The following is a 17,354-nucleotide window of genomic DNA, read 5'->3' as shown; positions in this document are numbered from 1 at the left end:
CGCGAGCTCGGTCACGAACCGTCCTCCTGGATTGCCTCGACGAGCTGCGCGAGCCCGGCGACGCGGTCGGTCAGGTGCAGCCGCAGCACGGGCCGGCCGCGCTCGGCCAGCACCTGGCCGTCGCCCAGCGCCTGCGCGAGCTGCAACGTGCTGAGGTCGTACGGGCGGCCCGGCACCTCCAGCCGCGTCTCCGACGCCCCGGTGAGCTGGAGGAACACGCCGTTCTGGTGTCCGCCCTTGTGGTACTGGCCGGTCGAGTGCAGGAACCGGGGCCCCCACCCGAACGTGGTCTGCAGGTGTGAACGCAGCGCCAACTCCGGGCGAACCAGGGCGAACGACGCGTCGTCGATCCGGTCCAGGTACGCCTGCACGGACAGGTAGCCGTGCTCGGACGCGGCGGCGACGAGCGCCACCAGCGCCTCGGCGACCGTCTTCACGTCCGCCGGCAGCCAGCCCTCGCTCGGGTAGACCTCGATCGGGCCGTCCACGAAGGCCGGCTCGACGGACGACGGGGCCGACGCGTCGAGCAGCGACCGGGACGCCTTCTTCGCCGCCTCGACGTCCGGCTGGTCGAACGGGTTGATCTCCAGCACCCGGCTGACCAGCGCGGTCGCGTACTCCCAGACGAGGAACTGCGCGCCGAGCGTGCCCTCGACCGCGAGGGAGGACGAGCCGGTGGCCGGTCCGATCGCGACGGTCGTGGCGTCCGAGCGGGCGTCCACGAAACCGGGCGCGCCCGGACCCTCGACCACCACGGGCAGCAGGCCCGTGCCGTTCTTGCCGGTCGACTCGGCGATCAGCTGCTCGGCCCAGTCGCCGAACCCGGAGATGCCGGAGCCGGTGTCGGCGAACACGATCTTCTCGGCGCCGTGCGCGTGCGCCACGGCGAACGTGGCGGCCAGCACGACCGCCGGGTTGTCCGGCGAGTCCGCCGACACCAGCGGCGCGGCGGCGGCCGCCTCGTCGAGCAGCGTGCCGACGTCCGCGCCCGCCAGCCCCGACGGCACCAGGCCGAACGCGGTCAGCGCCGAGTACCGGCCGCCGACGTGCGGGTCGGCCAGGAACACCTTGCGGTAGCCCGCCTCCCGCGACGCCGCCTCCAGCGGGGAGCCGGGGTCGGTCACCACGACGATCCGCGACGCCGCGTCGATGCCCTCGGCCGCGAACGCCGCCTCGAAGATCCGCCGGTGGCTGTCGGTCTCGACGGTGCCGCCGGACTTCGACGACACCACCACGACGGTGCGCCGCAGGTCGCCCGCCAGCGCCTCGGCCACCTGGCCGGGGTCGGTGGTGTCGAGCACGACCAGCGGCACGCCCGCCGTGCCGGTGATCACCTCGGGCGCGAGCGACGAGCCGCCCATCCCGGCGAGGACCACGCGGTCCACGCCTTCGGCGAGCAGCTCGTCGCGCAGCGCGGTGATCTCCGGGATGAGCGGGCGGGACGTCTCGTGCAGCGTCGTCCACGCCAGGCGGATCGACGCCTCCGGTTCCGCCTCCGCGCCCCACAGCGTGGCGTCGCCTGCGGTGAGCCTGCTGGGCGCCGCGTCCCGGACCAGGTCACCGATGACGGTGTCGACCTGGTCCTGGTTCGGGGTGCGGACGATCTCCACGGAGATCACCTCGGTCATGTCTGTCCTGTTCTGCTCTCGACTTCGTCCTGGTACCGGGCCGGGCCCGGACCCTGGGCCCGGCCCTGGGGCTCAGCCCTTGGCCTGATCCAGCTGTCCGGTCACCGTCTCCAGCAGCTCGGCCCACGACTTCTCGAACTTGTCGACGCCCTCGGTCTCCAGCGCGACGAACACGTCGTCCAGGTCGATGCCGACCTCGACCAGCCCGTCGAAGACCTCCTGCGCCTGGGCCGCCTGCCCGGTCACGGTGTCGCCCACGATCTTGCCGTGATCGGCGACCGCGTGCAGCGTCTTCTCCGGCATCGTGTTGACCGTGCCGGCGACGACCAGCTCGTCGACGTACCGGGTGTCGGAGTACCTCGTGTCCTTCACGCCGGTGGACGCCCACAGTGGACGCTGCGCGCGGGCGCCGTCGGCGGCCAGCGCCTCCCAGCGCTCGCCGGCGAACGTCTCCTGGTACGCCGCGTACGCCAGCACCGCGTTGGCGATGGCGGCCTTGCCGCGCAGCCCGGCGGCGGCCGGGGTGTCCAGCGCGTCCAGCCGCTTGTCGATCTCGGTGTCCACACGGGACACGAAGAACGACGCCACGGAGTGGATCGTGCGCAGGTCGTGGCCGTTGGCCTTGGCCTGCTCCAGGCCGGCGACGAACGCCTCCATCACGTGGCGGTAGCGCTCGACGGAGAAGATCAGCGTCACGTTCACGCTGATGCCCTCGGCGAGCACCTTGGTGATCGCGGGCAGGCCCGCCACCGTGGCCGGGATCTTCACCAGCAGGTTCGGCCGGTCGACCGCCTTGGCCAGGTCGAGCGCCTCGGCGATGGTGCCCTCGGTGTCGTTGGCCAGGCGCGGGTCGACCTCGATCGACACGCGGCCGTCCACGCCGTCGGTGGCGGTGTAGATGTCGCGGAACAGGTCGCACGCGTTGCGCACGTCCGTGGTGGTGATCTCGCGGACGGCGGCGTCGGTGTCGGCGCCGCGCGCGGCCAGCTCGCGGACCTGCTCGTCGTACGACGAGCCCTTGGCCAGCGCGGCGGCGAAGATGGTCGGGTTGGTGGTGACGCCGACGACGTGCTGGTCGGCGATGAGGCCGGCCAGGTTGCCGGTGTTCAGCCGCTCGCGGGACAGGTCGTCCAGCCAGATCGACACGCCCGCGTCGCTGAGCGCGGCCAGCGGATTGGTGCTCATCTCGTCAACTCCCTGAAGAAGGTCTGGTGCGGGTCGGCGGTCGCGCGCTCGGGTCACTTGACCTTGGCCAGCGACCGGCGGGCCGCCGCGACCACGTTCTCCGTGGTGAAGCCGAACTCGCGGAACAGCGTCTGGTAGTCCGCGGACGCGCCGAAGTGCTCGATGGAGACGATCTCGCCCGCGTCGCCCGCGAACCGGTGCCACGGCTGGGCGATGCCCGCCTCGACCACGACGCGCGCCTTGACCGACGACGGCAGAACCCGCTCGCGGTACTCCTCGTCCTGCGCGTCGAACCACTCGACGCTCGGCATGGACACGACGCGGGCGGCGACGCCCTCGGCCTCGAAGACCTTGCGCGCCTCGACCGCGATCTGGAGCTCCGAGCCGGTGGCGATGAGGATCAGCTCCGGCTCGCCGTCGCCCTCCAGCACGTAACCGCCGCGGGCCACGCCCTCGGTCGCCTTCTCCTTGGTGCCCTCCAGCACCGGCAGGTTCTGGCGGGTCAGGGCGATGCCGGCCGGGCCGGTCGGGTTCTCGATCACGGCGCGCCACGCGGCGGCCGTCTCGTTCGCGTCGCCGGGGCGCAGCACGGTCAGGCCGGGGATCGCGCGCAGCGCGGCCAGGTGCTCGATCGGCTGGTGCGTCGGGCCGTCCTCGCCGAGGCCGATGGAGTCGTGCGTCCACACGTAGGTGACCGCGGACTTCATCAGCGCCGCCAGGCGGACCGCCGGGCGCATGTAGTCGCTGAACACGAGGAACGTGCCGCCGTACGGGCGGGTCGGGCCGTGCAGCGCGATGCCGTTGAGGATCGAGCCCATGGCGTGCTCGCGGACGCCGAAGTGCAGCGTGCGGCCGTACGGGTTGGCGTTCCACATCTTCGTGGAGATCGACTCGGGGCCGAACGAGTCGACGCCCTTCATCGTGGTGTTGTTCGACTCCGCGAGGTCGGCCGAGCCGCCCCACAGCTCCGGCAGCACGTCGCGCAGCGCGTTCAGCACCTCGCCGGAGGCCTTGCGGGTGGCGACGCCCTTGGCGTCGGGCTCCCACGACGGCAGCGCGTCGGCCCAGCCCTCGGGCAGGCCGCGGCCGATCAGGCGGTCCAGCAGCGCCTTGCGCTCCGGGTTGGCCTGCGCCCACGCGTCGAACGACTTCTGCCACTCGGACTTGGCGGCCTCGCCGCGCTTGATCACCGAGCGGGTGTGCTCCAGCACCTCGTCGGAGACCTCGAACGTCTGCTCCGGGTCGAAGCCGAGGATGCGCTTGACCTCGGCGACCTCGTCCGCGCCCAGGGCCGCGCCGTGCGCCGCGCCGGTGTTCTGCTTGTTCGGCGCGGGGAAGCCGATGATCGTGCGCAGCAGGATGAACGACGGGCGCTCGGTCTCCGCCTTGGCGTTCTCCAGGGCCTCGATGATGCCCTGGACGTTCTCGCCGCCCTCGACGACCTGCACGTGCCAGCCGTAGGCCTCGTACCGCTTCGCGGTGTCCTCGGACAGGGCGATCGTGGTGTCGTCCTCGATCGAGATCTTGTTGTCGTCGTAGATGACGGTCAGGTTGCCCAGCTTCTGGGTGCCCGCCAGGGACGACGCCTCGGACGTCACGCCCTCCTCGATGTCGCCGTCGGAGGCGATCACGAAGATGTGGTGGTCGAACGGGCTCTCGCCGAGCGGGGCGTCCGGGTCGAACAGGCCGCGCTCGCGGCGCGCGCCCATCGCCATGCCGACCGCGGAGGCGAGGCCCTGGCCCAGCGGGCCGGTGGTGATCTCGACGCCCCGGGTGTGCCGGTGCTCCGGGTGGCCGGGGGTCTGGGAACCCCACGTGCGCAGCGCCTTGAGGTCGTCCAGCTCCAGGCCGTAGCCGTTGAGGAACAGCTGGACGTAGAGGGTGAGGCTCGAGTGGCCCGCGCTGAGCACGAACCGGTCGCGGCCGATCCAGTCGGCGTCGGCCGGGTCGTGGCGCATCACGCGCTGGAACAGCGTGTAGGCCAGCGGCGCGAGGCTCATCGCGGTGCCGGGGTGGCCGTTGCCGACCTTCTGCACGGCGTCCGCGGCCAGCACGCGCGCGGTGTCGACCGCCCGCCGGTCGAGGTCGGTCCAGTCTTCGGGCAGGTGGGCTTCGGTCAACCGGGCGATGTCATCGGTGACGGACACTGACTTCCAGCTCCAAACTCACTAGGCGGCGGTTGTGACGGCCGGCGGTGAACTTAATCGATCCCGTCAGGCCCGATCCGCGGCTCCCAAGGTCCGCCGACCAGCCTAGTCCGACGAAGGGAGACTCGTGCCACCTGCGCTCTGTGGGTGTACGCACAGGTGTCCTCGGTGCGTTCAGGGAGTACCCGAACGGGCTGCTCGGACACGCCGCGGCTACGATCTGCGCACACCCCTGACCTGACGAGGAGCGCGACGCGATGAGTGCCGTCACCGAGGCTCCGGCGCGGTCGCCCCGACAGGTCGTCGGCGCGTACGTCGCGCTGACCAAGCCCCGGGTGATCGAGCTGCTGCTGATCACCACCATCCCGGCGATGCTGCTGGCCGCCCGCGGCCTGCCGCCGCTGTGGCTGATCGCGTGCACGCTGGCGGGCGGCACCCTGGCGGCGGGCTCGGCGAACGCGCTGAACTGCTACGTCGACGCCGACATCGACTCGGTCATGAAGCGCACCAGCGCCCGGCCGCTGGCGAAGGACTCCATCCCGCCGCGCAACGCGCTGATCTTCGGCATCGTCCTCGGCGTGGTGTCGTTCGGGTTCCTGTGGCTGACCACGAACCTGATCTCGGCCGTGTTCGCGGTGGCCACGATCCTGTTCTACATCTTCGTCTACACCCTGGTCCTCAAGCGCCGGACCTCGCAGAACATCATCTGGGGCGGCATGGCCGGCTGCATGCCGGTGATCATCGGCTGGTCGTCGGTGACCGGCACGGTGGCGTGGCCCGCCCTGGTGATGTTCGGCGTGATCTTCTTCTGGACGCCGCCGCACACGTGGGCGCTCGCGATGAAGTTCAAGGAGGACTACGCGCGGGCCGGCGTGCCGATGCTGCCGGTGGTGGCGACCGCCCAGCAGGTCACGCGGCAGATCGTCATCTACTCGTGGATCACGGTGGTGTGCACCCTGCTGCTCGCGCCGGTGACGTCGTGGATCTACGTCGCGGTGGCGGCGGCGTCCGGCATCTGGTTCGCGGTGTTCGCCCACCGGCTGCACGGGGTCGTGCGCCGCGGCGGTTCGACGAACACCATGAAGTTCTTCCACCTGTCGAACCTGTACCTGATGCTCGTCTTCTGCGGCCTCGCCGTGGACGCCGTGGTCGGGCTGCCGGTGCTCGGCTGGCCGTTCTGAGCTTGATGCACTTTCCGCATATTTGCGGATAGCTAGCCTGATCACATGTCCGTGCAGGGGGATGGGACACCGCCCGACCGGGGGTCCTTCGACAAGGCGACGGTCGACCGCTGGCAGGTCTTCGGCGGGATGGCCGGCGTGGCCGCGTTGCTGTTGTCCGTGGTGGGCGGGATCAAGGACCAGGTGCCGTTGTCCCTGGTCGCCGCCGGTGTCGTCACCCTGGTGGGTGTCTGGCTGCTGTACCGCTGGGGCAGTCGCCCTCAGCAGCACCTGACCAAGCACTTCGTGGTCCCGGTGTTGCTGACCGTGGTGGGTGCGGCGACGGCGGGCCTGCTCGGGGGCCTGGAACTGCGCCCCACCCCGGGCACCGCCCAGCCCGGGGCAACGACGACGACCACCACCACGCCGACCGTCGCGGCACAGGCCGAGACCGACCCCTCGACCACCACCCCCGCCGCGGCCCCGACGTCCACCACCGTCCAAGCCCCGCCCGCCGCGGGCCGGCTCCGCGCCGGCGAGGTGACCCTCAACTACGAGTACACCATCGACCTGGACTCGACCACCGAGGAGAACGGCGGTGTCGCCGCCAAGACGTCGCAGCGGACCGACCTGAAGTACGAGGGCGGGTTGCGCGCCGCGTCCATCGTCCTGGTCAAGGAGAAGCTCGCCGAGGCGCCGCCCACTCACCAGGAGTGCGCGGCCGCCACGGCCGTGGACGACTACATCAACAGCGACATGGTGGGCGAGGGGGCGTCCTTCTGCGTGAAGACGACGGAGGGCCGCTGGGCGGGCTTCGTCGTGGTGGACGTCGATTCCTACCGCTGGGTCAAGTTCGACCTGGTCGTCTGGGAGAAGCCGGCCTAGGACACCGCGGACAGCAGTTCGTTCACCGTCGGGTCGTCCAGCGACTCCACGATGCACGACCACAGCTCCAGGTTCGCCGTGGCCCACCGCGAGTACGTGGCCGCCGCCTCCGGGTCGTAGAAGTAGTAGCCCGCGTCGTGCTTGTCGCGCTGCTCGCCGACGATCTTGTGCGCCAGCTCGCGCAGCGTGATCCCGTTCTCCGCGAGGTACTTGGGCGCGAGCACCACCGGCGTCACCGGCAGCGCCTTGAACAGGGTGTCCGCGTCGGACAGGGCCTGCGCCTCCCGCGAGATGTCGCGGTGCCGGGTGCGCATCTCGGCCTCCTCCACGACCTCGTCCACCCGCGCCGCGACGTCGTCCGGCACGCCCGCGCGCGCCAGGATGTCCAGCCGCAGCCACCGGCCGTCGACGGGCAGCGAGTTGCGCCGGACCATGTAGTTGACGTCGTGGACCAGCGCGGCCACCTCGACCAGCGGCACGTCGGAGCCGTTCCGCCGGGCGAAGTGGACCGCCTTGTCTCGCACGAAGCTGACGTGGTGCCAGCCGTGGAACTGGAGCCGCGCGGCCAGGTCGCGGCACAGCCGCCCCACCTCGCGCTCCACCTCGGAGATCGCCTGCGCCGTGACGGCGCGCGTGACAGTACTCATTGGACCCTCCCGTTCCGGGTGGGCCGATGGTAGGCGCGCGCCGTGATCGTTGGCGCTCGTCAGAGGTTGTTCGTCAGGACCTCCAACCTCGCCTCGACCGGCACGTGCCGGTGGCTGGTCCGGGTGTCGGGGTCGTAGCTCAGGCTCCACGGGCGGACCGCGCGGGACTTCACCAGGAACGTCATGGTGTCGTCCGCCGCCTTCGGGATGCGGTGGAACTCGTGCGCCAGCATCGTCCCCGAGGCGCCCTCGCGGGCCTCGGCGCTGCGCAGCAGGGCGGTGGACAGGATCGCCCGACCGTCGTCCGCCACGTCCGCCGTGAAGCGTTCGTGCAGGTAGGAGCCCGACAGGATGATGGTGCAGAAGTGGTAGCGGTGGTTGTGGATCGAGTCGGCGTACCCCGCGCGCCAGTCGCGCTGCGGCTTGTACTCGTGCAGCCAGAACGTGAACGGCTCGGCCGGCTCGTCGCGCAGGCACCACGCGAAGTGGGTCGTCGTCTCGCGGGATCTCGCCGCCAGGCGCATCTCCTCCCGCGGCGAGAGGGAGCGCAGGTGCCCGCGCAGCCTCTCCCGCAGGCCGGGTCGGCCCGCCCACTCCCGGAACCGCCTCTCGACGTGGTCCCAGTGGTCGACGACAGGGGGGTCGGCCACGGTGATCAGCGTGGCGAGTTCCGCGAGCGCGGAGAACCCGGTGGACTCGGTCAGCACGACTTATCAGCTCCCCAACTGAGCGGAGGCGGAGAATTCTCTCCGGAATCGGTGGAACTTCTCCTCCAGCGACCGGAACCCGTCCTCGGTGAGCGCGGTCCCGGTGATCTTCTCGAACAGGGCGAGGAAATCCGCCCGGCTGGTGCCCGGTGTGATGACGACGTGGAGCCCTGCCTTGGAATTGCTGATGCGCAGGAACTCGGCGCGTTCCATCCCGTAGATGAACGAGCCCTCGGAGAACCGCACCGTGCGCGGGTACAGGCGGATCACGCCCGCGCTGGTGTTGCTGTAGAGGGTGAGCCACACGCTGTCGTCGAACAGCTCCAACCGGTCGAGCGGCGGGTCGGACACGATCGTCAGGTCGATCCGCGAGCAGCGGCCGCGGGCCAGGAACAGGCCCACCAGCCCGATGGAGATCTGCTCGCGCAGCTTCGCCACGATCGAGTCGTAGTCGCCGTCCGCGCCTTCGTTGCGCAGCAGGTACCGGGCCCGCCCGCTGATCGCGTCACCGTCCCGCGGGTCGGCCAGGACGGCCTTGAGCTCGCACTCCGACTGGGACAGCAGCAGCCGGCAGGCCGCGTACCGCCCCGCGAAGCCGCGGAACACGTACAGCCGGGTGCGTTCGAGGTCCTGCATCATGACCTGGTTGAACGCCGGGTCCGGCTTGGCGGTCGGCTCGAACACGTGGCTGGGGAAGAACTCGCGGTCGAGCGCCCGGTACTCGGCGGTGAGGTCGCGCAACGCCTTGCGGCTCTCCTCCACGACCGGGGTGACGAGCGCCCGGTGCGCGGCGGAACTGGTGATCACGGTCTGCCAGAACCCGACCACGGCCGAGATCAACGTGCCGGTGCCCGCCGCCGTCAGGAACGCGCGGGCGGCACCTTGATCCATTGTGCTGGAAATGGCCAGGCAGCCGCCGGAAGTGACGACCAGGGTCAGCAGTAGCAGCCCGGTCCTGGTCCAGAACAATTCCTGTAACAGGTTGCTGCGGACGCCATCCGGCTCCGCGGACACGGGGTCACCTCCTTGGTGGGCACTCGATCGGACGAATGCTGTAGGTATCCGATCAAGTGCGCGGAGTCACTGTACGCGCGAGTACGCAATGGCGGAAGCGGTAATTAGTGGCACATTTGCGGATAGTTTTGAAGATCGAAGACAGCGCACGGTGATCGCCGTTGGGCCTGCTGGTGGGGCCTGCGGCAGGGCGCGCGGGGCTGAACCCTAAGCTCGGCAACCATGCGTACTGTCGGCCGTACGGCCCTGGCCCTCGTGTCCCTGTTGTCCGCCGGTCTGGCGCTGACCGCGTGCACCGCTAGCGACCGGCCGTCCACCCTCACCAACACCCCGACCGCGACCGCCGCCCAGCCGGAGGAGCAGCAGCCGACCCAGGCCGAGCTGCCCGAGCCGAGCGGTCCGCCGTGCGCGCCGGAGCAGTACCAGGTGACGGGCGCGGCGGGGGAGAAGCCGGCGATCACCGTCCCGACCGGCTGCACGCCGCAGGACGGCTTGGTCGTCAAGGACCTCACCCCGGGCACCGGCCCCGAGATCAAGTCGGGCTCCACCGCCCAGCTCCACTACGTGCTGGCGACGTTCCGCGACCAGCAGACCCGTGAGGCGTCCTGGGACCGCGGCCAGCCGTTCGAGCTGAAGAACATCGGCCAGGCCAGCGTGATCCAGGGCTGGAACGAGGGCCTGATCGGTCTGAAGGAGGGCGGCCGGCGGCTGCTCGTCGTGCCGTCGGACAAGGGTTACCCGAACGGTCAGGGCGCGATCCAGCCCGGCGAGACGCTGATCTTCGTGGTCGACGCGGTCAAGGTCGAGGGCTGACCCCGCGCCTCCCCTCTCCACCCGCGAAGGGCGGTCCCGCGCCGGGACCGCCCTTCCCCCTGTCCGGACCGCGGTCTCACCGGGGCTCACGAGAGGTCGTTCAGCGGGTGCCGTTCAGGGACGTCGTTCAGGGACGTCGTTCAGGGGATGAGCAGCAGCTTGCCGGTCGTGCGGCGGCCTTCCAGGTCCTCGTGCGCCCGCCGCGCCTCGGCCAGCGGGTAGCGCCCGCCGACCCGCACGGTCAGCGACCCGTCCGCCACGGCCGCGAACAGCTCGCCCGCCCGCCACTCCAGCTCCTCGCGCGTGGCGACGTGCGCGCCCAGCGACGGCCGGGTCAGGAACACCGAGCCGGCGTGGTTGAGCCGCATCGGGTCCACCGGCGGCACCGGGCCGCTCGACCCGCCGAACAGCGCCAGCACACCGCGCGGCCGCAGGCTGGCCAGGCTCCCGTCGAACGTCGTCGCGCCCACGCCGTCGTACACGGCCGCGACGCCCTCGCCGCCGGTCAGCTCCCGCACCTCGGGCGCGAAGTCCACCAGGTCGTACCGGATCACCTCGTCGGCGCCCGCCGCACGGGCCAGCTCCTCCTTCGCCGCGGTGGACACCGTGCCGATCACCCGCGCCCCGCGTGCCTTCGCCAGCTGCACGAGCAGCAGCCCCACACCGCCGGCGGCGGCGTGGACGAGCACCGTGTCGCCCTCCCGCACCGGGTACGTCGACGCGATCAGGTAGTGCGCGGTGAGGCCCTGCAGCAGCAACGCGCCCGCCGTCTCGTCGTCCACGCCGTCCGGCACCGGCACCGCGTCCCGCGCCGTCACCACGGCCTGCTCGGCGTAGCTGCCGATCGACTGCGCCCACGCCACCCGGTCGCCCACCGCGAACCCCGTCACGTCCGGGCCGACCGCGCTCACCCGGCCGGTGCCCTCCAGCCCCGGCCCGAACGGCAGGGGCAGCGGGTAGCGGCCCTCGCGGTGGTAGCAGTCGATGAAGTTCACCCCGGCCGCGGCCACGTCCACCAGCAGTTCGCCGGCGCCGGGCGACTTCGCCTCGACGTCGGTGAACTCCAGCGCCTCCGGGCCGCCGGTCGTGCGCACCACCACTGCCTTGGGCATGTCGTCGTCCTCCTGTAGCGATGTCCGTACGTCCTCTTGAGATGGTCGTACGTCAGTACGCCAACCGCCGCGGCGGCCGTCCTGTTCCGCGGTCCGGCCGCCGCGCCCGCGTTCTCACCTGCCGAGAACGACCCGCCGCGCCAGGCCGAGCGGCAGCGCGCCCGCACCGGCGATGGTGTCGTGGAAGTCCCGGAGCGACCCGGTGTGCTCGGACCGGATGCGCTCGATCTCCAGCGCGCCGGTCAGGTACGACGGCGCCTGCGTCGGCCACGCGCAGTACCGGCTGACCTCGCCGGCCGCCGTGCCCGGCGTCAGGGACGCCTTGGTGGTCATGAACTCCTCGGCCTCCGCGACGCTCATGTCGCCGCAGTGCAGCGCGGTGTCCACGATCATCCGCGCCGCGCGGAACAGCCGCGCCTCGACGTGCGCCAGCTCCTGCGCGCGCGCCTTGGCCGCGTCGCCGACGACCTCGGCGGTGAAGTAGCCCTGCTCCCGCAGCAGCTTCTCCGCGTACAGCGCCCAGCCCTCGGAGAAGTACGGCGTGCGGAACACCTTGCGCACCGGGCGGTCCTGCGCGGCCAGCCACGACAGGTGCCAGTGGTGGCCGGGGTACGCCTCGTGGACGGCGATCGTGGCCAGCTGGGCGCGGGAGTTCGTGCGCAGCCGCTGGGCGGTCTGCTCGGCGGTGAACCCGTCCGGCGGGAACGGCACGAAGAAGTGGCCCGTCCGCTGGTCCGTCAACGGCGGCGGCGCCATGTACGACGCCACCGACAGGACCGGGCGCTGGAACGTCGGCGACGGCACCACCCGGCACTCCTCGCCCTCGGCGAACGTCACCAGGCCGTGCTCCGCCAGGAACGCCCGCGCCCGCCGCGTCTCCGCCTCGTACTCGGCGCGCATCGCCTCCGGCGTCGGCGGGTGGTCGTCCTGGAACCCGGCCATCACCGCGTGCCAGTCGGCGGAACCGGCCAGCTCGCGCATCTCCGCGTCCAGCTCGGCGTAGGCCGCCTGCCCGCGCCGGTGCAGCTCCTCCGCGCCGTAGCCGAGGACTTCCTGCTCCCGCAGCAGCGCCGAGTACAGCCGCTCGCCCATCCGCCAGTCGCCGGCGGCGCGCTCCGCGAACTCGTCCAGGAACACGGCCAGCTCGTCGAACGCCTTCGCGGCCGGTTCCGCGGCCTCGGCCACCTCCGCGCGCAGCGCCGGGTCGGACACCTCGGCGGGCAGGGTGGCGGTGAGGAACGCCCGGCCCGTGCGGGCCTGGTCGGCGGCCCGTCGCACGATCTTCGGCGCGGCCAGCGCCGGGTCGAGGTTGGCGCGGCACGCGGCCAGCACCGACGGCACCTCGGCCAGCCGCTTCACCACCGTCGCGACCAGCTCCGGCTCCGGCCGCAGCCGGTTGAGGAACGCGCTGAACAACGGGTACAGCACCGCGGCGGTGTACACCGACGGGTCGCGCCGCCAGGCGGGCCACGTGGCCGAGGCCCGAACCCCGCGCAGCACGGCGACGACCAGGTCCCGGTCCACCGACGCCTGGAGGTCGGCGGTCTCGATCGCGGTGAAGCGGTCGAGCCACGCGCCCGCGGCGCGCTCGTACTCGGTGAACGCCGACGCGCTGAAGTCGCCGAGGGTGTGGTCGTGGGCGAGGGAGCCGAGCATCGCGGCCGTGCCCGGTCGGTGGTCGAAGTGCCACGCGAGGAACTGTTCGACCTGGTGGGTGAGGTTCGTGGGGTCGGTCACGACCACGGAAGCTACCCGCTGCCGGCGAGCGCGCGCCGGCACAAATCCGGTGGGCAATTGCCCGTTGACGCTTTACCTTTTCGGCGTCAGCCGAGAGGAATCGCCGTGAACCACGACAGCCCCGAATTCGCCGAGATCGCCCGGCGGGCCACGATCCTGCGCACCCAGGTGGGCTCGGGCCTGCACGGCACCGCCATCGACGGCACCGACGACCGCGACGAGATGGGCGTGTGCGTCGAACCGCCGGAGTTCGTCATCGGGCTGCGCCGCTTCGAGCAGTACATCCACCGCACCGCCGAGGAGCGCACGGGCGTGCGGAACACCCCGTCCGGCCCCGGTGACCTCGACCTCGTCGTGTACTCGTTGCGCAAGTGGCTGCGCCTGGCGTTGCAGGGCAACCCGACCGTGCTGCTGCCGCTGTTCGCGCCCGACCACGAGGTCGTCACGATCACCGACCTGGGGCGCGACCTGCGCGACAACGCGGACATGATCGTGTCGCGGCTGGCCGGGCGGCGGTTCGTCGGCTACCTGCACAGCCAGCGCCGGCGCATGGTGGACGGCACGGTCGCGCGGCGGGTCAACCGGCCCGAGCTGGTGGCGCGGCACGGCTTCGACACGAAGTTCGCCTCGCACATGGTGCGGCTGGGCGTGCAGGGCGTCGAGCTGCTGGAGACCGGCCGGATCACGCTGCCGATGCCCGAGCCGTGGCTGACGTGGATCCGCGACCTGCGCCAGGGGCGGCACACGCGGCAGGAGGCGCTGGACGCGGCCGAGTCGCTCGAGGCACGGCTGGAGGAGCTGATCACCAGCTCCCACCTGCCCGAGCGCCCGGACCACGCGCGAGCCGACAAGTGGCTGGTCGACGCCTACGAGTCGGTGTGGGCGGCGGCCTGACCGCGGGCCGTGAGAGCGGTCACGTGCCGGTCACGTGCGCGGAAGTTACCGGCAGGTTCTAGTCTGGCGGGCGTGGCAGACGACAAGAAGATCGGTCGCGCGGTGAAGACGGCGACGGCGTTCGTGGCCGCGCACGGCAAGCCGGCCCGTGCCGTCGTGGAGAACGTCGGGCGGGCCGGCGCGCGGGTCGTGCTGGTCGGCGACGACGGCGCGATGGGCGACGTGGTGCTGCCGGACGCCGCGTCGGCGGAGGCGCTGATCGCGGCCGTCCCGGACCTGGAGGCCCACGAGTGGGACCGGGAGACGACGGCCGCGGTGAAGATCGGCCCGGCGCACCGCCGCAGGATGGCCGGCAGGTGAAGGTCGTCTTCGCCACCTGCGCGGCGCTGCCCGCCGGTGACGGCGACGACGACGCGCTGGTCGACGCCCTCGCCGACGTCGGCGTGCACGCGTCCTGGGCGGAGTGGGGCACGCCGGTCGACGGCGACCTCGTCGTGCTGCGGTCCACCTGGGACTACCCCGAGCGCCTCGCCGAGTTCCTGGCGTGGTGCGAGGGGGAGCCGCGGCTGGTGAACCCGGCGTCGGTGGTCCGGTGGAACACCGACAAGACGTACCTGGTCGAGCTCGCCGACGTCGGCGTGCCCGTCGTGCCGACGGCGGTGGCGGAGCCCGGCTTCGCGGACTGGCCGGACGGCGAGTTCGTGGTGAAGCCGACCGTCGGCGCCGGGTCCCGGGGCGCGTTGCGCGTCGCCGCGGGAGACCACGCGACCGCCGCCGCGCACCTCGACGCGCTCGGCGGGCCCGCGCTCGTGCAGCCGTACCAGTCCACTGTGGACTCGGCGGGCGAGACGGCGGTGGTGTTCCTCGGCGGGCGGTTCTCGCACGCGTTCACCAAGGGCGCCATGCTCACGCCGGACGCCCACTACGACGAGTCCGGCCTGTACGTCGTGGAACGCCTGTCCGGCGCGTCGCCGTCGCCCGCGCAGCGCCGCGTCGCCGAGGACGTCGTGGACGCCGCCGCGGAGCTGACCGGCCTGCGCCGCGACGAGTTCCTGTACGCGCGGGTCGACCTCGTGCCGGGCGACGACGGCTCGCCGCTGCTGCTGGAGCTGGAGCTGGTCGAGCCGTCGCTGGGCTTCCGCCAGACCGACGCCGCCGCGCCCCACCGGTTCGCCTCGGCGGTGCGGGCGGCCCTGGCCCACCGGTAGTCCGCGGCCCCACCGGAACGCGCCGAACAACGCTGAACAACCCGGAACACGCGGAACAACGTCGAACACCCCGAACAACGCCGAACGCCGGAGTGCGCGAGCACCCCGGCGTTCCGCGTTGTCAGGTCAGCGGTTCACCTCAGACCGGACCCGATGCCGGTCAGCGAGCGGACCTCCATCTCGGCCTGCTTGACCGGGTCCGGCTTCTCCTTGCTCAGCACCGTGCCCAGGTAGCCGCACAGGAACGAGAACGGGATCGACACCAGACCGGGGTTGCTGAGCGGGAACCAGGCGAAGTCCACGTCCGGGAAGATCGAGGACTTGGCGCCCGACACGGCGGGGGAGAAGGCGAGCAGGACGATGCACGACCCGAGCCCGCCGTAGATCGCCCACAGCGTCCCCGGCGTGTTGAACCGCTTCCAGAACATCGTGTAGATGATCGTGGAGAGGTTCGCCGACGCCGCCAGCGCGAACGCCAGTGCCACCAGGAACGCCACGTTCTGCCCGTTGGCCGCGATGCCGCCCGCGATCGCCAGCAGCCCGACGGCGACCGCCGTGAGCCGCGCGACCTTCACCTCGGACCGCGGGTCGGCCTGACCGCGCTTGATCACGTTGGCGTACACGTCGTGCGCGAACGACGCCGACGCCGTCAGCGTCAGACCGGCCACCACGGCCAGGATCGTCGCGAACGCCACCGCGCTCACCACGCCGAGCAGCACCGCGCCGCCCACCTCGTACGCCAGCAGCGGCGCGGCGGAGTTCTCGCCGCCCGGCGCCGACGTGATGTCCTTGGCGCCGACCAGCGCCAGCGCGCCGAACCCGATGACCAGCGTGCACAGGTAGAACGTCGCCATCATCCACGTCGCCCACACCACCGAGCGCCGCGCCTCGCGGGCGTTCGGCACGGTGTAGAACCGCATCAGCACGTGCGGCAGCGAGGCCGTGCCGAGCACCAGGGCCAGCGCCAGCGACAGGAAGTCGAGCCGGCTCGTCGGCGTGCCGCCGTACCGGACGCCCGGCTCCAGCACCTCCGGCCCGAGCGGCGTGTTCCGCGACGCCGTCTCCAGGATCGCGGACAGGCTGAAGCCGAACTTGCCCAGCAGGAACACCGTCAGCAGGGTCACGCACATGATCAGGAAGACGGCCTTGATGATCTGCACCCACGTGGTGCCCTTCATGCCGCCCATCAGCACGTACAGCACCATGACGATGCCCACCACGGCGATGATCACGGCCTGGCCGGCCTTGCTGTGCACGTCCAGCAGCAGCGCCATCAGCGCGCCCGCGCCCGCCATCTGCGCGATCATGTAGAACAGCGAGATCACCAGGGTGACGTTGGCGGCCGCCGCGCGCACGGGCCGCTGCCGCATCCGGAACGCCAGCACGTCGCCGAGCGTGAACCGGCCGGTGTTGCGCAGCCGCTCCGAGATGATCATCAGGCCGAGCAGCCAGGACACCACCCAGCCGATGGAGTACAGGAAGCCGTCGTAGCCGTTGACCGCGATGCTGCCGGAGATGCCGAGGAACGACGCGGCCGACAGGAAGTCGCCCGACAGCGCGATGCCGTTCTGCGGTCCGCTGAAGCTGCTGCCCGCCGCGTAGTAGTCGGACGCGGTGGCGTTGCGGCTGCCCGCGCGGTACACGATGTAGAGGGTGATCAACACGAAGACGCCGAAGACGCCGAGGTTGATCGCGGTGTTGCCGCCCATCAGTCCTGGTCCTCCGCGGTGAGCGAGCGGACCGCGTCGACCTGGGGGTCGAGCTTGCGCCGCGCGTAGCGCGCGTAGCCAAGCGTCAGCGCGATCGTGGTGACGAACTGGAGCAGCCCGAACAGCAGCCCGATGTTGAGCACCCCGACCACCGGCGTGCCCATGAAGTCGGGCGCGTACGCCGACAGCGCGACGTATCCCAGGTACCACAGCAGGAACCCGCACGTGGCGGGCACCACGAAGATCGTGATCCGCCGGCGCAGCTCGCGGAAATCCGCGCTCGCCTGGAGCGCGACGAAGTCGGGATCGCCCGCATCGTCGATCAACAGGGGTGACCCCGGATCGTCGAAAGTGGCGAAGCCACGCCCGCCGCGGGCGGCGGACCTCGAATCCGTCGGAGGCAGGATCGCCTTCGTCATCAATCCTCCACGGGGATTTGCCGCGCCACGCACGCGGATGCGCGGGCCGGCGGCGAGCGCCCAGCGTAACCGCGCTTGGCCACCAGTCA

General features: G+C 71.6%; 16 protein-coding genes. 6 read left to right on the top strand and 10 right to left on the bottom strand.

All coding sequences use genetic code 11. From position 1 onward, the window contains the following. Window positions 1–11 precede the first annotated feature (11 nt). The 3 genes from ACRAKH_RS23820 to tkt all read right to left on the bottom strand — a co-directional run bounded on the left by ACRAKH_RS23820 (window position 12) and on the right by tkt (window position 4,960). The gene (locus ACRAKH_RS23820) at window positions 12–1,628 is read right to left on the bottom strand and encodes a glucose-6-phosphate isomerase (protein WP_380724915.1); all 1,617 of its coding nucleotides are present in this window, start codon (window positions 1,626–1,628) and stop codon (window positions 12–14) included. A gap of 72 nt (window positions 1,629–1,700) precedes the next feature. Then, window positions 1,701–2,813, bottom strand: coding sequence for a transaldolase (gene tal, locus ACRAKH_RS23815; protein WP_380724916.1), 1,113 nt, complete (start codon window positions 2,811–2,813; stop codon window positions 1,701–1,703). A gap of 53 nt (window positions 2,814–2,866) precedes the next feature. Continuing rightward, window positions 2,867–4,960 carry a transketolase gene (gene tkt, locus ACRAKH_RS23810; protein WP_380724917.1) on the bottom strand — a complete coding sequence of 698 codons (2,094 nt, stop codon included), beginning with the start codon at window positions 4,958–4,960 and terminating at the stop codon, window positions 2,867–2,869. A 257-nt stretch (window positions 4,961–5,217) separates the two neighbouring features. On the opposite strand from tkt, the gene ACRAKH_RS23805 reads away from it, so the two are divergent. Continuing rightward, complete coding sequence (locus ACRAKH_RS23805; RefSeq protein ID WP_380724918.1) at window positions 5,218–6,141, top strand: heme o synthase; 924 nt, start codon at window positions 5,218–5,220, stop codon at window positions 6,139–6,141. 45 nt (window positions 6,142–6,186) lie between these two features. After that, on the top strand, window positions 6,187–7,005 hold the full coding sequence (locus ACRAKH_RS23800) for a hypothetical protein (RefSeq protein ID WP_380724919.1): 819 nt from the start codon (window positions 6,187–6,189) through the stop codon (window positions 7,003–7,005). Here ACRAKH_RS23800 and ACRAKH_RS23795 read toward each other — a convergent pair. Genes ACRAKH_RS23795 through ACRAKH_RS23785 form a run of 3 tightly spaced genes read right to left on the bottom strand, consistent with a single transcriptional unit; the run spans window position 7,002 to window position 9,373 of the window. Next, complete coding sequence (locus tag ACRAKH_RS23795) at window positions 7,002–7,652, bottom strand: HD family phosphohydrolase (protein WP_380724920.1); 651 nt, start codon at window positions 7,650–7,652, stop codon at window positions 7,002–7,004. The genes ACRAKH_RS23800 and ACRAKH_RS23795 overlap by 4 nt on opposite strands. Before the next feature lie 59 nt (window positions 7,653–7,711). After that, window positions 7,712–8,359, bottom strand: coding sequence for a hypothetical protein (locus tag ACRAKH_RS23790; protein WP_380724921.1), 648 nt, complete (start codon window positions 8,357–8,359; stop codon window positions 7,712–7,714). A 6-nt stretch (window positions 8,360–8,365) separates the two neighbouring features. Then, a complete protein-coding gene (locus tag ACRAKH_RS23785) occupies window positions 8,366–9,373 on the bottom strand; it encodes a hypothetical protein (protein ID WP_380724922.1) in 1,008 nt (335 codons plus the stop codon). A gap of 222 nt (window positions 9,374–9,595) precedes the next feature. Between ACRAKH_RS23785 and ACRAKH_RS23780 the strand changes: the two genes are divergently transcribed. After that, entirely contained in the window at window positions 9,596–10,186 is a 591-nt protein-coding gene (locus ACRAKH_RS23780; protein ID WP_380724923.1) for an FKBP-type peptidyl-prolyl cis-trans isomerase, read from the top strand. Window positions 10,187–10,326: 140 nt separating this feature from the next. On the opposite strand, the gene ACRAKH_RS23775 is transcribed toward ACRAKH_RS23780, so the two are convergent. Next, the gene (locus ACRAKH_RS23775; protein WP_380724924.1) at window positions 10,327–11,298 is read right to left on the bottom strand and encodes a quinone oxidoreductase family protein; all 972 of its coding nucleotides are present in this window, start codon (window positions 11,296–11,298) and stop codon (window positions 10,327–10,329) included. Between the two features lie 114 nt (window positions 11,299–11,412). After that, a complete protein-coding gene (locus ACRAKH_RS23770; RefSeq protein WP_380724925.1) occupies window positions 11,413–13,035 on the bottom strand; it encodes a DUF885 domain-containing protein in 1,623 nt (540 codons plus the stop codon). 105 nt (window positions 13,036–13,140) lie between these two features. Here ACRAKH_RS23770 and ACRAKH_RS23765 point away from each other — a divergent pair, with 105 nt between their 5' ends. From ACRAKH_RS23765 to ACRAKH_RS23755, 3 genes are all read left to right on the top strand, one after another. Beyond that, window positions 13,141–13,929: a nucleotidyltransferase domain-containing protein gene (locus tag ACRAKH_RS23765; protein ID WP_380724926.1), complete on the top strand. Its 789-nt coding sequence runs from the start codon at window positions 13,141–13,143 to the stop codon at window positions 13,927–13,929. Window positions 13,930–14,001: 72 nt separating this feature from the next. After that, entirely contained in the window at window positions 14,002–14,289 is a 288-nt protein-coding gene (locus ACRAKH_RS23760; protein ID WP_380724927.1) for a hypothetical protein, read from the top strand. Then, complete coding sequence (locus ACRAKH_RS23755; RefSeq protein WP_380724928.1) at window positions 14,286–15,137, top strand: ATP-grasp domain-containing protein; 852 nt, start codon at window positions 14,286–14,288, stop codon at window positions 15,135–15,137. The genes ACRAKH_RS23760 and ACRAKH_RS23755 overlap by 4 nt, the downstream gene beginning before the upstream one ends. A gap of 134 nt (window positions 15,138–15,271) precedes the next feature. Here the strand turns inward: ACRAKH_RS23755 and ACRAKH_RS23750 are convergent, their stop codons facing one another. Next, window positions 15,272–16,846 (bottom strand): solute symporter family protein, encoded by a 1,575-nt coding sequence (locus tag ACRAKH_RS23750; protein ID WP_380724929.1) that lies wholly within the window; start codon window positions 16,844–16,846, stop codon window positions 15,272–15,274. Beyond that, window positions 16,846–17,172, bottom strand: coding sequence for a DUF485 domain-containing protein (locus tag ACRAKH_RS23745; protein WP_380724930.1), 327 nt, complete (start codon window positions 17,170–17,172; stop codon window positions 16,846–16,848). The genes ACRAKH_RS23750 and ACRAKH_RS23745 overlap by 1 nt, the downstream gene beginning before the upstream one ends. Window positions 17,173–17,354 lie beyond the last annotated feature (182 nt).

The organism is Saccharothrix hoggarensis (assembly GCF_052936025.1).
Note: the sequence above shows the minus strand (reverse complement) of the source record. Positions and strands in the feature narration are given on the sequence as shown.

Coding starts and splice junctions, on each gene's coding strand:
- ACRAKH_RS23805 (WP_380724918.1), top strand. CDS start 5,218: ATGAGTGCCGTCACCGAGGCTCCGGCGCGGTCGCCCCGACAGGTCGTC.
- ACRAKH_RS23795 (WP_380724920.1), bottom strand. CDS start 7,652: ATGAGTACTGTCACGCGCGCCGTCACGGCGCAGGCGATCTCCGAGGTG.
- ACRAKH_RS23800 (WP_380724919.1), top strand. CDS start 6,187: ATGTCCGTGCAGGGGGATGGGACACCGCCCGACCGGGGGTCCTTCGAC.
- ACRAKH_RS23775 (WP_380724924.1), bottom strand. CDS start 11,298: ATGCCCAAGGCAGTGGTGGTGCGCACGACCGGCGGCCCGGAGGCGCTG.
- ACRAKH_RS23750 (WP_380724929.1), bottom strand. CDS start 16,846: ATGGGCGGCAACACCGCGATCAACCTCGGCGTCTTCGGCGTCTTCGTG.
- tal (WP_380724916.1), bottom strand. CDS start 2,813: ATGAGCACCAATCCGCTGGCCGCGCTCAGCGACGCGGGCGTGTCGATC.
- ACRAKH_RS23780 (WP_380724923.1), top strand. CDS start 9,596: ATGCGTACTGTCGGCCGTACGGCCCTGGCCCTCGTGTCCCTGTTGTCC.
- ACRAKH_RS23820 (WP_380724915.1), bottom strand. CDS start 1,628: ATGACCGAGGTGATCTCCGTGGAGATCGTCCGCACCCCGAACCAGGAC.